We start from the raw sequence: 13,940 nt of genomic DNA, 5'->3' as shown, positions 1-13,940 counted from the left end.
TACATAAAAATTATAAGATTTAAGGTAGAATAAATATAACAAGTTAAGAGGAGATGATGTTATGTTTGGTTTATTTAATAAAAATTCAAGCAAAGTAATAAATGTTAATGATATTGATAATTTAATAGGAAAGATTAATTTAATAGATATAAGAGAGCCCTTTGAATATAAAAGTGGAAGTATAAAGAGTGCGAAAAATATTCCAATGGGAAATCTTTTAGATGAACCAGAAAAATATTTGGAAAAAGATAAGGAATATCATATAGTTTGTCAATCAGGGGCTAGAAGTTCTAGAGCTTGCAATAAGCTAAGTGGATTAGGATTCAATGTAGTAAATGTTTCTGGAGGGGTTGGATCTTATGTAGGAAGCAAAAGAAAATAAGAATATTTTCTAATGTATAATGCATGTTATTAATTATTAATTTGGCTGACTAAGACAGCCACTAGGAGGTTTTATTATGAAGAAGATATTAATAGTTGGTGGAGTTGCAGGTGGAGCTTCAGCAGCAACAAGACTGAGAAGACTAAGCGAAGAAGATAATATAATAATGTTTGAAAAGGGACCTCATGTTTCATTTTCAAATTGTGCACTACCTTACCATTTAAGTGGATTAATTGATGAAGCAGATAAGTTAGTTCTTATGAGTCCAGAGAAATTTAAAGCACAATATAATATAGAGGCTAGAGTAAATAGTGAAGTAGTTTCAATAGATAGAAAAAATAAAGAAATAGAAGTTAAAAATTATTTAACCGGAGAAATATATAAGGAAAGCTATGATAAATTAATTTTATCTCCAGGAGCAAAGCCAATAGTACCTAATATAAAAGGTTTAGATAAGGTTAATGTATTTACAATTAGAAATGTTGTTGATATAGATAAACTAAATAGATTTGTTAAGGAACTTAATGCTAAAGATATAGCTGTAATAGGTGGAGGATTTATAGGTGTTGAAGCTGCCGAAAATTTAAGAGAAGCAGGATATAATGTTTCTTTAATAGAAGCTATGAACCAGATATTAAAGCCTTTTGATTATGATATGGTTCAAATTCTACATAAAGAAATGTACGATAAGGGAATTAATTTAATTGTAGGAGATAAAGTTGAAAACTTTGAAGAAAATAAAGTAGTTTTAAGTTCTGGAAAAAAGGTAAATGCAAAGGCTGTAGTTATGGCAATAGGAGTTTCGCCTGAAATAACTTTAGCAAAAGAAGCTGAGCTTGAGATTGGTGTGACTGGAGCAATTAAAGTTGATAGTAATTATAAAACAAGCGATGATGATATATATGCAGTAGGTGATGCTATTGAGGTATATAATGCTTTAACTCATTCTATGACTAAATTATCATTAGCTGGCCCTGCATTAAAACAAGCTAGATCGGTAGCTGATCATATTAATGGAAAAAAAGGCATAAATAAAGGCTATATAGGATCTTCAGCCATTAAAGTATTTGATTATAATGCTGCTTCTACTGGTTTAAATGAAGGATTAATTAAAGCTTTAGATATGAATATCAATTATGATATAGTAAGGTTAATTACTAATGATAAAGTAGGAATTATGCCTGATGCTAAACCTCTTCACTTTAAATTGATATTTGAAGTTCCTACAGGAAAGGTATTAGGGGCTCAAGCTATTGGTTTAGGTGATGTAGCTAAGAGAGTTGATGTAATTGCAACTATAATTAAACTAGGTGGAACTGTAGAGGACCTAAAGGATTTAGAACTTTGTTATGCACCGCCATATAGCACAGCAAAGGATGTTGTAAACTATGCTGGATATATAGCATCAAATATATTAAGTGGAGACTTTAAACAAGTTAATGTAGATAAGGTTAGGGAACTTGTGGAAAGCAATGCTTATATTGTAGATGTAAGAGAAGTTAGAGAATTTGAAAATGGTCATATTAAAGGAGCTAAGAATATTCCTTTAAGTGAACTTAGAGAAAGAGTAAATGAAATACCGAAAGATATTCCAGTTTACTTACATTGTAGAACAGGTCAAAGAAGTTACAATGCAACTTTAGCATTGCAAAATCTTGGATATAAGAATATTTATAATATAACAGGTAGTTTCTTAGGATTATCTTTCTATGAATATTATAATGATGTGACTACAAATAGAGAAAGTATAGTTAATAAATATAATTTTAGATAAATATAGGATACTTATTGAGTTTAATATCTTTGTCTAATAATAGGATTAAATTATAAGTATTTAAAATGAAAAAATAGGTTGTGGCACTAATACTTTAGTGAGACAACCTTTTATATACAATAAAATGGATAATAATTATTATATAATAATTATTGAGTGATAGTTTTATAAGATTTTATATAAGGAGGATTTATTAATGGAACGTTTAAAGAATAAAGTAGCTATTATTACAGGGGGAGCACGTGGAATGGGTGCAGCTCATGTAAGACTATTTGTAAGGGAAGGTGCAAAAGTTGTCTTTACAGACTTAAATGAAGAGGAAGGTAGAATGTTAGAACAAGAAATGGGTAATAGTGTAAGATTTATTAAACACGATGTTACCGATGCTAAAGGCTGGGATAAAGTTGTAGAACAAACTGAAGAAATATTTGGACCAGTTAATATTTTAGTGAATAATGCTGGCATAGCTACAAATAAATCTATTTTAGAAATGACTGAAGAAGAATATAGAAAAATTGTAGATATAAATCAAGTATCCATTTTTCTTGGAATTAAAGCATTAGTTCCTTCTATGAAAAAAGTAGGAAATGCTTCAATAATAAATATTTCATCTATGAACGGAATAGTAGGAGGTGCAATTGGCTATACGGATACTAAATTTGCAGTTCGTGGAATGACAAAGGCAGCAGCGCTTCAGTTATCACAATTTGGAATAAGAGTTAACTCAGTACATCCAGGGGTAATAGAAACACCAATGGTTACTGAAGGTGGCGTAAACGAAGCAACTAAGCAGTTTGCTAAACAAATTCCAATGAGAAGAATGGCTAAACCAGAAGAAGTTTCAAAGTTAGTTCTTTATCTTGCTTCAGATGAATCAAGTTATTCAACAGGATCTGAATTTATTGTAGATGGTGGATTAACTGCAATGTAGGTTGATGCTAATATATATAAGCAACTATGTAATTATTATAGAAAAACCCTCTGTTTTTAAACAGCAGGGTTTTTTATTATCTTTATATTAAATATAATTTATAGATTATCAATTTTATTCTAAATTTGTTTATATAATAATTTTTGCTTTTGAAGTTTATTATATTGATATGTTAAAATATAGAGTATAAGATAAATAATGTAAAGTTAATATTTATGCTTATAGGTATAATTTATATAAATAAGTAATAAAACAATAGAAGAATGGAGAGTGACGTAATGAAAAAAGTAGAAGAAAGATTCTTAGAATACGTTAAGTTAAACACAAAATCAGATGAAACAACTAGAGTTACACCAAGTACTAAGGGACAGTTAGTACTTGCCGAAAAGTTATGTAATGAATTAAAGGAATTAGGATTAAAAGATGCAAGAATAAGTGAGCATGGATATGTATATGCTACATTAGAAAAAAATTGCAATAGAGATATACCGAAAATTGGATTTATAGCTCATATGGATACTGCACCAGATTATAGTGGAGAAAATGTTAATCCAAAGATTATAGAAAAGTATAATGGAGAAGATATTAAATTAAATGATTCTGTAGTATTATCTCCAAAGTTTTCACCAGAATTAAAAGAGTATATAGGACAAAGATTAATAACAACTGATGGTACAACTCTTTTAGGAGCTGACGATAAAGCAGGCATTGCAGAGATAATGACAGCAGTAGAATATTTAATAAATCATCCTGAAATAGAGCATGGAGACATAAAAATAGGATTTACTCCAGATGAAGAAATAGGTGAAGGTGCAGATCATTTTGATGTTGATGGATTTGGTGCAGATTTTGCTTATACTATGGATGGTGGAAGAATTGGAGAACTTGAATTCGAAAACTTTAATGCTGCAGGAGTAAAAGTAAAAATCAAAGGAGTAAATGTTCATCCAGGATATGCAAAGAATAAGATGTTAAATTCTATAATAGTAGCTAATGAATTTATAAATAGTCTTCCTTTAAATGAAGTTCCTGAAAAAACTGAAAAATATGAAGGTTTTTACCATCTTACAGATATAAATGCTACTGTTGAAAATACTACTTTAAGTTATATAATAAGAGATTTTTTTAATGAAAGCTTTGAAGAAAGAAAAAATAGAATAAGAAAACTAGAAAAAGAATTAAATGAAAAGTATGGAGAAGGAACTGTAGTAGCTGAAATAAAAGATCAATATAATAATATGAAAGAAAAAATAGAACCTGTAATGCATATAGTAGAAAATGCAAAGGAAGCTATGATAGAAGCTAAGGTTACTCCAAACATAAGACCTATAAGAGGTGGTACTGATGGAGCAAGATTATCATTTATGGGACTTCCAACTCCTAATATATTTGCAGGTGGAGAGAACTTCCATGGAAAATATGAATATGTACCAGTTGAGTCTATGGAAAAAGCTGTAGAAGTTATTGTTAATATAGTAAAACGTTATGGAAAAGCCTAAAGATAATAAATAATTAAAATGAATACTTAATAATTATATAAAAACTCCCTTAGGGGAGTTTTTAATTCTAAATTACTGCTGGGGGTGTTTATAATTAATAGTTATGATATATATATTTCAATTAAGTTAATATTAAGTATATATATAGCTTGGACAAGTATAGAAGAAAATAAGTTGAGCTTAATAGTAGTTTCTTTTATGATAATTTATATTATAGTTATTTTTCTTAAAGGGATATTAGAAAATAATAAATTTTATTTTAAAATTCTTTCTTTAATTGAGGGAATTTTAGTATTATTATTTAGTGCAAAATATATACAAGCAGCAATTTTAATGTTCAGTGTATTAGTAGCAGAATATTTTATAAAAGAAAAAAAGTCTATTTTTATTTTATCTTTTTCTATAGTTCCAATATTGTTTATTCTAAATAATAATAATTTGAAAAATATATTTATAATACTAGGTTTAATATTAATATTGATAATTAATAATGAAAATAAAAATAGCAAAATAAAAAATATAGATTTAACTCAAGAGGAACAAAGAAAAGTAATTTATGGATTACAAAAAAAGATATTAGAAGATAAAAATATTCAAGAGCAAATATTACATACTGCAAGATTAGAGGAAAGAAATAATATATCATCAAGATTACATGATAAAATAGGACATACTATTTCAGGTACTTTACTTCAACTAGAAGCAATTAAAATAATTTTGGATAGTGATAAAGTAAAGGGATTTTTAATGTTAGACACTTGTATAAATAATTTAAGAAATGGTATGGAAGAAATAAGAATGACTCTTAGAAATATAAAACCAGCAGAAGAAGAACTAGGAATTAATAGAGTTAAAAAGATATTAGATGAAAAAATAAAGAATACAAGTATAAGAGGAAAAGTTTTATATAGTGGTGACTTGGAAAAAATAGATTCTAAATTATGGATTATATTTATACAAGCTATAACGGAGTTGACAACTAATTCTGCAAAGTATTCTAAAGCAAAATTAATAATAGTTAATATAGAAGTACTAAATAGGTTTATAAAGCTAGAAGTTAAAGATGATGGCATAGGGTGTAAAGATATAAAAAAGGGTATAGGACTAAGAAATATAGAGGAAAAGGTAAGCGGTATAAATGGTAAATTAATAATAAATAATGAGGATGGATTTGGAGTTATTATTTTAATTCCATACTTGGGGGATATATGAGTATAAGATTAGTAATTGCAGACGATGATGCTTTAATAAGAGATAGTTTAAGGATAATTTTATCTTATGATAAGGAAATTGAAGTTGTAGAAGTGTTCGAAAATGGTAAGGATTTAGTTGACTTTTTACTTGATAATGAAGTTGATGTAGCATTAGTTGATATAAGAATGCCTTTAGTAAATGGTGTTAAAGCAACCTTGGAAGTATCTAAGAATACTAAAACTAAGGTAATAATTTTAACTACCTTTGATGAAGATGAATATATAAGAGAAGGAATTAAAAATGGTGCTAAGGGGTATTTATTAAAAAATACAAAACCTGAGAAAATAATTGAAACCATAAAGCTTGTTAATAAGGGGATAGCAGTTATACAGGAAGAGGTATTAACTAAGCTTAGCAATAATATCATTTCAGTAAAAAATAATAATCAAATAGATACAAGCCTATTTACTGAAAGGGAATTAGAAGTTATGTTAGCAATTTCAGAAGGGTTAAATAATAAAGAAATATCAAAAAAACTTTTTATATCTGAAGGAACAGTAAAAAATTATATAACATCTATACTACAAAAAACTAATTTAACACATAGAACTCAAATAGCTATTTACTATATAAAAAACTTGGAGAGTTAAATTTTTTATTATGTGGATTTATTTAAAGTCAAGATGGTTGTATGCTTAAATTTAAAAGAGAAAAATATATGACTTTTGTCATGGATAAAAGGTGACCTTTGCTAGATTATTTAGCAAGGTCTTTTTTATATAATGAAACTAAGATATAGGGAGGGGTATTTATGAAGGTAGTAGAAATAAAAGATTTAGTAAAGAAGTACGATAGTACAATAGCAGTTGATAATATTAATTTAAGTATAGAAGAAGGAGAGATATATGGAATTTTAGGTCCAAATGGAGCAGGAAAAAGCACTACTATAAGTTTAATTTGTTCTTTATTAAATCCAACATTAGGAGAAATAAAAATTTTAGGAGAAGATATAAGAAAAAAATCAATTAGTATAAAAAAGAATATAGGATTAGTTCCACAAAACATTGCACTTTATAGAAATTTTACTGCTTATGAAAATGTTAAATTTTTTGGAGAGCTATATGGGTTAAGGGGAAAAGAACTTAGTGAAGCAATAGATAAGTCTTTAGAATTTACAGGACTTTTAGAATTTAAAAAGAAGAAGGCAGAAGAATTTTCAGGTGGAATGTTACGAAGGTTAAATATAGCATGTGCTATAGTCCATAATCCTAAAATATTGATTATGGATGAGCCAACGGTAGGAATAGATCCTCAATCCAGAAATAATATTATGCAGGCAGTTAAATTATTAAATAAAAAGGGTGTAACAATAATTTATACAACTCATTATATGGAAGAAGCAGAAAGTTTATGTAGTAAAATTGCTATTATAGATAATGGGAAAATAATAGTTGAGGGTACTAAGGAAGAATTAAAGGATATGGTTAGTGATAAAAAGATTCTTAATATTGGGGTAGATAATGTATATAAAGTTAGTATAGATACTTTAAGAAATATAGAGGGAGTTATTGATGTTTCAATTGATGAAGGAAATATAATTATTACATCTTCTAAGGAAGTAAATAATTTAAGTAAAATAATTAAAGAAATTTCAGAAGAAGAGTTAATAATTAATGATTTAAGATTTAAAGAAATAACATTAGAAACTGTATTTTTATCTTTAACAGGTAAAAAATTAAGAGATTAGGGGGAAGAATATGATTGCAGTTATAAAAGCTACAATATTAAATTGCGTTAGGGATAGAAAAAATCTTATATTTATGATATTTTTCCCTTTATTTCTAGTTTTCTTAATTGGAAGCACCTTATCTTCTTATTTTGATAAAATGAATAATAATGTAGCAATAGAGGATTTGTTAATTTGTTATATAGATGAAGGAGACAATAAGATAAATGAAGTTTTTAATACCTTTACTAGTATTGTTAAAGAAAGTAAAGACATTAAAAATGTAGAGATAAAAGAAATAAGTAATATTGAGGAAGGCAAAAGAGAAGTAAGAGTTAATAGAGCAATATTATTATATTTAAAAGATAATAATATTGAAATGTATTCTAATGATAATTCTTATATAAGGTCATCTATTATATATCAAATATTAAAAAGTATATCTGATAGATATAATGCTGTGGCAGAAATTTATAGTATTAATCCACAAAGTGCTGAAGAAATAATAAAACAAAAAAAAGATAATTATATAGAAGAGAAGACTATTCCTTATAAAAAAAGTCCAAGTTCCATGGATTATTATGGTGTAGCAGAAATAGGTCTTATGTTATTTTATTTTGTAAGTTATCCATTATTTATTTTAAAGGATGATAAGAGAAGTAATATTAAGGACAGAATAAAAATATCTGGGTTATCTACTCCAAAATATTATTTATCATCATTTATAGGATTCTTTTTCTTTTCATTTGGGGTTTCATTAATAACTTATATATTAAGTAGTATTTTATTTAATATTAATTATGGGGATAATTTATTAGTAATGCCATTAGCTATGGTACCATTTTTAATACTTGTAAATGGAATAGGGACTATAATTCCTATAATATTTAAAGATAATAAGGTCTCATCAATAATATTGCAAAATATAATAATCCCAGTTTTATGCTTTTTAGGGGGAGGATATGTCGCTTTATATGGAGAAATGGATGGAATATTTAATTTAATAACTAAGATATCTCCACTTAGATGGTTTAATAGTAGTGTGTTCAGATATATATATTCTGATGATACTAGTTTATTAATAAATTGGATTATATTTGGAGTAATAACTTTAGGCTTAATAATAGTAGTGATTTATTTAATAACAGGAAGGGAGGATAATATGAATGAAAAATATATTAACATTAGTAAAAAATAATTTAAGAGTTGATATAGTTAAAAATCCCTTTGAATTTTTAATTGGATTGCTTGCTCCTGTAATAATTCTTTATATAATGCTTATAGTAATGAATACAAACTCTGGCTATATAAATATTGGGATTATTGATAATGATAATAGTAAAACAAGTAGTATTATTATAAACTCTTTAAAAAATAAAGAGGGATATAATGTAAATGAAATTAATAAGACAGATATTAACAACTTGTTTTCAGAAAAAGCTATAAATGTAGTAATAGAAATTGAAGACGAATTTGAAAAAGGAATAATTGAAGGAAATATTAATAAAGTTAAGGTTACTTCAATTGAAGATGATGGAGTTGGAAATTTAATTAAAGAATTTATTAATATGGATATGATGAATATTAAAGATATTTCATTAGCTAGTAATAAAGATGAAGAGGTATATTATAAGGCAATAGATAATTATAGTAAAAATATTTCTGTAAATATAAAGAAAGAAAGTTTAAGTGATTTGCATTCAGATTATTCTTCAAGTCAAATATATATAGGTTTTTTAATTATGTTTATGTTAATAAGGGGGATGAGGACAGCCTATAGGATATTTGATGAAAAAGATGAAAATATATATATGAGAATATTTATGGCACCAGTTAGAACATTAGAGTATTATTTAGCGAATGTAATAAGTGGGTATATATCTATTTTAATACAAGTTATATTAGGAATAATAAGTATTAATATGCTTAGTATTGAAATAGGATTAAAAAATATTGAACTATTTATAATACTTTCTTTAGTAGGATTAGTTTCAATAAGTCTTGCTTTATGTTGTGGTGCTTTTGCTAAAAATAGAACAGAAGCATCAAATACATTTAATTTTGCAAACATGTTGCTTCTTATGGTTGGAGGAGCATTTGTTCCACTTGAGATAATGCCATCTTTAATAGAGAAAATATCATATTTCACACCAATAAGGTGGGCAATGAAGACTATATCAGATATACAGCAAGGATATAATTTTAGTGAAACTTACAAATATTTATTCATACTTTTTTTATTTTCAGTAGCATTTTTTGTAATTGCGGCTCATAAGACAACTAAATCTGAGAAGAAAATTATGATAAACTAAAATATAAAAACTCCTTAAATAAGGAGTTTTTATAAATTTATTAAAGTTATTTATTACGCATTAATCTTCTATGTTGGTGCTTTCAGCATCAATTATATCAGATTTAGGGACTAGTGTATCTGAAGCTGAACTTTTATTTACAAAGTCGTTTATTACTTTTGATAAGTCAACACCTGTTAAATCTTTTAATACTTCAAAGCCATTAGCAGCTACATCTGTGACTATTTTAGAAACTTTAGAAGCACCTTGGTTTCCACCGTTGTCTATAACAGTCAGCTTGTCTATTTGATCTAATGGACTTGCAATTTCTTTCATTACATCAGGTAATCTATTTACTATCATTTCAACTATAGCAGCTTCTCCATACTTAGCCATAGCTTCTGCTAATCTATCTTTTGCTTCAGCTTCTGCAATACCTCTTGCTTTAATAGCTTCAGCTTCAGCAAGTCCTTTTGCTCTTATTGCAGCTGCATCAGCTTCCGCTTGTATTTTCTTAGCTTCAGCTTCAGCAATTGCCTTAACCTTAATGGTTTCAGCTTCAGCTTCAGCTTTTTTTATTGCTTGTATTTTGCTTGCCTCAGCAGCAACTTCTACTTCATACTTTCTTGCATCTGCTGGTTTTTTTACTTCAGCAATTAATTTCTTTTCTACAACTAAAGCTTCTTTTTCAGCAAGTTCAGCTTGTTGCTCTGCAAGTAAAGCATTATTTTCAACTTCTTGTAATTTATAAGCAACGTCGGCATTAGCCTTTGCTTTATCTTGTTCTGCTCTAAAGGATTCTAATTTTAGTTTTTTATCTCTTTCACTTTGAGCTATTTCAGTTTCTGCTTCAAGCTTTGCTTTTTGACCTTCTCTTGTAGCAATAGCAGTTTTAATTTCAGTATCTCTTCTTCTTTCAGCTTCAGCAATATCCGCTTCAGATTTTGCAGCTGCTATTTGTGGCTTGGCTCTATTTTCTAAATAGCCACCTTGAGTACTAATTTTTAATATTGTATAAGAAATTAATACTAATCCCATAGAACCAAGTTCATTTCTAATATCATCTTCAATTCTTTGCTCAAAAGAAGATCTATCTTCATTAATTTGTTCTACAGTTAAAGTTGATACTATTCCTCTAAGCTTACCTTCTAAAATTTGTTCAACAATTGTTCTTATAACATTAACAGTATTTTTTTCTCCACCATTACAAAATTGTTCAACGGCCTTTAAAACATTTTCAGAATCATTTTTTACTTTTACAACAGCAGTACCTACTATATTTACAAATATACCTTGCTTTGCTGGTGCTTCGCTTACATCTGTGGTCATAGAAATATTTTCAAGGGAAATAGTAGAAGCCGTCTCTAGTATAGGAATCATTAATCCCCCTCTACCTAATAAAACTCTTTTTCTTAGTCCTGTTATTACCATTGCCTTATCTGCAGGTACTCTTCTCCAGAATGAAAGGAAAAGCACTAGAACTACAACTACTATAATTATTATAGGTAGTGCAGCAATTAATTTTTCAAGTAAAGCATCCATTATTATTCTCCTCCTAAATTTTATAATATACATTATTATTTTAACATAAAATTACAGTAAAAGTAAAAATATCAAAATAATATTTAATAAAATAATATGATATAATATTGGTAGTTAATGGGGGTGAATTTAATGAAAAAGAAATTTGAAATATTTTTATTAATTATAGTTATAGTATCAGTAGGATCATATATTTATGCAGTATTTCCAAGGCGTGGAACTATAGAAACCTTGATATTAAATAAAATAGATAATATAGATTTTACTAACATTACAATAAGAGAAAGTAATGATAAAGAATATAGATATGAAAATAAATATGATATTAAAAACTTCTTAGATAATATAAAAGGAATAAAAATAAAAGAAGATAGGATAAAACAAGATAAAAGAAATGTTACTGAAGTTAGAATGTATTCAAAATACTCTTCAGGAAACTTAGGATTTGTTATTTTTGATGATAAATATATTAAGGTTTATAGTGATACAAAGGGAAGGCATAATACTGTAATATATAAAGTTACAGATGATACAAGTATTATTAATTATTTAGAGAATATTAAGAGTGAATAAATATTAGGGGGAGAAGATATGGGGATAATTCTTATTTTATTATATTTTATAGTACCTATTTTTATATTGTACTTTATTATTAAGTTTGCAGTAAAAAATGCTATAAAAGAAAGCTTAGAAGATGTAGAAGCTAGCATAAAAAAGTCTGTAAAATCAGTTTTAAATGAAAGAGATTTTAAGTAAGAGGGAGTTAGAAGAGATGAATCATTTATAAATGATTAATTTCACAATGTTCATATTATGAATTTGAGGAGTAGGTATTATGATAAAAAGAGTAATGAGGGAATTGAGGAATATTGCTATAACAATCACAGGAAGTATAATACTATTATCATTAATTAATACAAAGGTTTTTGCTATGGCAAAGGTTCAACAAAAATCTATGGAAAATACACTTCATAGTGGAGAAAAGCTTTTAGTAGATAAGCTAAGCTATAATTTTATAACTCCTAAAAGAGGAGATATTGTTATATTTTTAAAAGACGAAGAAAAAGGAAATTTGATAGAGGAAAGTTATACATACATAAAGGAAGTTATTTCATTAAATAATATTTCTGATAGTAGAATTAGATATGTGAAAAGAGTAATAGGAATACCAGGAGATGAAATTAATATTGAATCCGGAAATGTATATGTAAATGGAGAGAAATTAAATGAATCTTATATAAAGGGAGAAACTTATGGAAGGGATATAAGTTTTCCATTAATTGTTGGAGAAGATGAATTATTTGTACTAGGGGATAATAGAGAAGCAAGTAAAGATAGTAGAGACTTTGGAACTATTAAAATAGGACAAGTAGAAGGACGAGCTAATTTTAGAGCATTTCCTATAGAAAAGATTAAAAGTTTAAAGTAAAGAGAACTGGTTGTTTAAAAGGAAAATAAAATTTAATTATTTAATATATAAGGAAATAAATGCAACATTTTTGAAATGAAGTTCTATATTTAAAAAGTTTTGAGAAAGATAATACAGTAAGATATTATTTTGTTAATGATGATACTTTGACCTATGATGAAATAGAGCGTTATTTAAGTGAAGAAAATGGTTACGATATAATGCAGATATTAATTTTAAATAGAATATAAATTATTGCAAATATATTACAATTTTAAAAGGATATTTAAGTAAATTATTTATTTGGGTATAATTAGTAGTACTATAGCTTTGAAAATATAAATTTTAAGGAGTGTATATGAGTACTCAAATTATAATAGTATTAGTTTTAAATTTTGTAATTTCATTAATAGGGACCTTAGCTTATTCAACTAGATTAGTAGGAGTTAGAACAGGTAAAATAGCTGTTACTTTTGCGGTATTTAATGTCCTTATGTTAGTATCAAGAACCGCAGTTACATTTCAAAGCCCTTTATTAACTAAATTTGTAGAAAGTAACCCAAGTAGTAATGAGCTAATAAAAATATTTAACTTAATAATAATAATTTCAGGAGTAGCATCTATTGTAGGAGCTTTTTTAATACCAACCTTTCAAAAGATGTTTAGTAAAGCGGTGAATCACTTTTCTATTGAAAGATCAATACCTAAACTAATAATTCATAGCTTTTCTAAAACAGGAGTTAAGTATATGAAGGAAAGTATAGCTGTTCCTGTAAAGGAAAGTATAACAAGTATTAATTTTAAAAATCTTCCTAAAAGGATTTTATTTTATAATTTTATATCTGTAGCAATAATTACAGCAGGAGCATTTGCTCCTATATATGCAGGAAGTATAGTTCCAAAGTTTAGGTCAACTTGTCTATCACTTTCTCCAATAATTAATGGTACAGCAACTATATTAACTTCAATTTTTATAGATCCACATTTATCTATAATGACTGATGATGTAATAGAAGGGAAATGTAGTGAGGAAGATTTTAGAGGTTGTGTTATTGGAATGGTAGGAAGTAAGGTTATTGGAACCTTTTCAGCTTTATTAATATTTATTCCAGCAGCATACTTAATTGCTTTTGTTGCAAATTATATTTAGTCAATAAATAAGAAATTAATATAATAATTTTAAATTGTACACT

Annotated in this window: 14 protein-coding genes; 13 read left to right on the top strand and 1 reads right to left on the bottom strand. The window is 26.9% G+C overall.

Annotated elements, in window-relative coordinates; translation table 11 throughout:
* Positions 1-61: 61 nt before the first annotated feature.
* The 9 genes from BN6774_RS12970 to BN6774_RS12930 all read left to right on the top strand — a co-directional run bounded on the left by BN6774_RS12970 (position 62) and on the right by BN6774_RS12930 (position 9,818).
* Positions 62-382: a rhodanese-like domain-containing protein gene (locus BN6774_RS12970; protein ID WP_066894464.1), complete on the top strand. Its 321-nt coding sequence runs from the start codon at positions 62-64 to the stop codon at positions 380-382.
* A gap of 73 nt (positions 383-455) precedes the next feature.
* On the top strand, positions 456-2,156 hold the full coding sequence (locus tag BN6774_RS12965; RefSeq protein ID WP_066894462.1) for an FAD-dependent oxidoreductase: 1,701 nt from the start codon (positions 456-458) through the stop codon (positions 2,154-2,156).
* A 196-nt stretch (positions 2,157-2,352) separates the two neighbouring features.
* Complete coding sequence (locus tag BN6774_RS12960; RefSeq protein ID WP_066894460.1) at positions 2,353-3,087, top strand: glucose 1-dehydrogenase; 735 nt, start codon at positions 2,353-2,355, stop codon at positions 3,085-3,087.
* 263 nt (positions 3,088-3,350) lie between these two features.
* Complete coding sequence (gene pepT / locus BN6774_RS12955; RefSeq protein WP_268873140.1) at positions 3,351-4,586, top strand: peptidase T; 1,236 nt, start codon at positions 3,351-3,353, stop codon at positions 4,584-4,586.
* 84 nt (positions 4,587-4,670) lie between these two features.
* Positions 4,671-5,798, top strand: a complete 1,128-nt coding sequence (locus BN6774_RS12950) for a sensor histidine kinase (RefSeq protein ID WP_066894456.1) — start codon at positions 4,671-4,673, stop codon at positions 5,796-5,798.
* On the top strand, positions 5,795-6,430 hold the full coding sequence (locus BN6774_RS12945; protein ID WP_066894454.1) for a response regulator transcription factor: 636 nt from the start codon (positions 5,795-5,797) through the stop codon (positions 6,428-6,430). Before BN6774_RS12950 ends, BN6774_RS12945 begins: the two co-directional genes overlap by 4 nt.
* A 161-nt stretch (positions 6,431-6,591) precedes the next feature.
* Positions 6,592-7,527, top strand: a complete 936-nt coding sequence (locus BN6774_RS12940) for an ABC transporter ATP-binding protein (protein ID WP_066894452.1) — start codon at positions 6,592-6,594, stop codon at positions 7,525-7,527.
* Positions 7,528-7,537: 10 nt separating this feature from the next.
* Positions 7,538-8,704, top strand: coding sequence for an ABC transporter permease (locus BN6774_RS12935; protein WP_066894450.1), 1,167 nt, complete (start codon positions 7,538-7,540; stop codon positions 8,702-8,704).
* On the top strand, positions 8,673-9,818 hold the full coding sequence (locus tag BN6774_RS12930) for an ABC transporter permease (RefSeq protein ID WP_066894448.1): 1,146 nt from the start codon (positions 8,673-8,675) through the stop codon (positions 9,816-9,818). Before BN6774_RS12935 ends, BN6774_RS12930 begins: the two co-directional genes overlap by 32 nt.
* A gap of 60 nt (positions 9,819-9,878) precedes the next feature.
* Here BN6774_RS12930 and BN6774_RS12925 read toward each other — a convergent pair whose 3' ends face one another.
* Positions 9,879-11,339 (bottom strand): flotillin family protein, encoded by a 1,461-nt coding sequence (locus BN6774_RS12925; RefSeq protein WP_066894446.1) that lies wholly within the window; start codon positions 11,337-11,339, stop codon positions 9,879-9,881.
* 132 nt (positions 11,340-11,471) lie between these two features.
* On the opposite strand from BN6774_RS12925, the gene BN6774_RS12920 reads away from it, so the two are divergent.
* The 4 genes from BN6774_RS12920 to BN6774_RS12910 all read left to right on the top strand — a co-directional run bounded on the left by BN6774_RS12920 (position 11,472) and on the right by BN6774_RS12910 (position 13,897).
* Positions 11,472-11,912 (top strand): hypothetical protein, encoded by a 441-nt coding sequence (locus BN6774_RS12920; protein WP_066894444.1) that lies wholly within the window; start codon positions 11,472-11,474, stop codon positions 11,910-11,912.
* 18 nt (positions 11,913-11,930) lie between these two features.
* Positions 11,931-12,095 carry a DUF6019 family protein gene (locus BN6774_RS18650; RefSeq protein WP_167349600.1) on the top strand — a complete coding sequence of 55 codons (165 nt, stop codon included), beginning with the start codon at positions 11,931-11,933 and terminating at the stop codon, positions 12,093-12,095.
* A gap of 79 nt (positions 12,096-12,174) precedes the next feature.
* Positions 12,175-12,768, top strand: coding sequence for a signal peptidase I (gene lepB, locus BN6774_RS12915; protein WP_066894442.1), 594 nt, complete (start codon positions 12,175-12,177; stop codon positions 12,766-12,768).
* Between the two features lie 337 nt (positions 12,769-13,105).
* A complete protein-coding gene (locus tag BN6774_RS12910) occupies positions 13,106-13,897 on the top strand; it encodes a lipid II flippase Amj family protein (protein ID WP_066894440.1) in 792 nt (263 codons plus the stop codon).
* Positions 13,898-13,940: the final 43 nt, after the last annotated feature.

It is taken from the genome of Clostridium nigeriense (genome assembly GCF_900086595.1).
Classification (GTDB): Bacteria; Bacillota; Clostridia; order Clostridiales; family Clostridiaceae; genus Clostridium; species Clostridium nigeriense.
The sequence above is the reverse complement of the archived record's forward strand: the minus strand, read 5'-3'. Positions and strand labels throughout refer to the sequence as shown.

Coding starts and splice junctions, on each gene's coding strand:
- BN6774_RS12925 (WP_066894446.1), bottom strand. CDS start 11,339: ATGGATGCTTTACTTGAAAAATTAATTGCTGCACTACCTATAATAATT.
- BN6774_RS18650 (WP_167349600.1), top strand. CDS start 11,931: ATGGGGATAATTCTTATTTTATTATATTTTATAGTACCTATTTTTATA.
- pepT (WP_268873140.1), top strand. CDS start 3,351: ATGGAGAGTGACGTAATGAAAAAAGTAGAAGAAAGATTCTTAGAATAC.
- BN6774_RS12935 (WP_066894450.1), top strand. CDS start 7,538: ATGATTGCAGTTATAAAAGCTACAATATTAAATTGCGTTAGGGATAGA.
- BN6774_RS12940 (WP_066894452.1), top strand. CDS start 6,592: ATGAAGGTAGTAGAAATAAAAGATTTAGTAAAGAAGTACGATAGTACA.
- lepB (WP_066894442.1), top strand. CDS start 12,175: ATGATAAAAAGAGTAATGAGGGAATTGAGGAATATTGCTATAACAATC.
- BN6774_RS12970 (WP_066894464.1), top strand. CDS start 62: ATGTTTGGTTTATTTAATAAAAATTCAAGCAAAGTAATAAATGTTAAT.
- BN6774_RS12960 (WP_066894460.1), top strand. CDS start 2,353: ATGGAACGTTTAAAGAATAAAGTAGCTATTATTACAGGGGGAGCACGT.
- BN6774_RS12910 (WP_066894440.1), top strand. CDS start 13,106: ATGAGTACTCAAATTATAATAGTATTAGTTTTAAATTTTGTAATTTCA.
- BN6774_RS12930 (WP_066894448.1), top strand. CDS start 8,673: ATGAAAAATATATTAACATTAGTAAAAAATAATTTAAGAGTTGATATA.
- BN6774_RS12945 (WP_066894454.1), top strand. CDS start 5,795: ATGAGTATAAGATTAGTAATTGCAGACGATGATGCTTTAATAAGAGAT.
- BN6774_RS12920 (WP_066894444.1), top strand. CDS start 11,472: ATGAAAAAGAAATTTGAAATATTTTTATTAATTATAGTTATAGTATCA.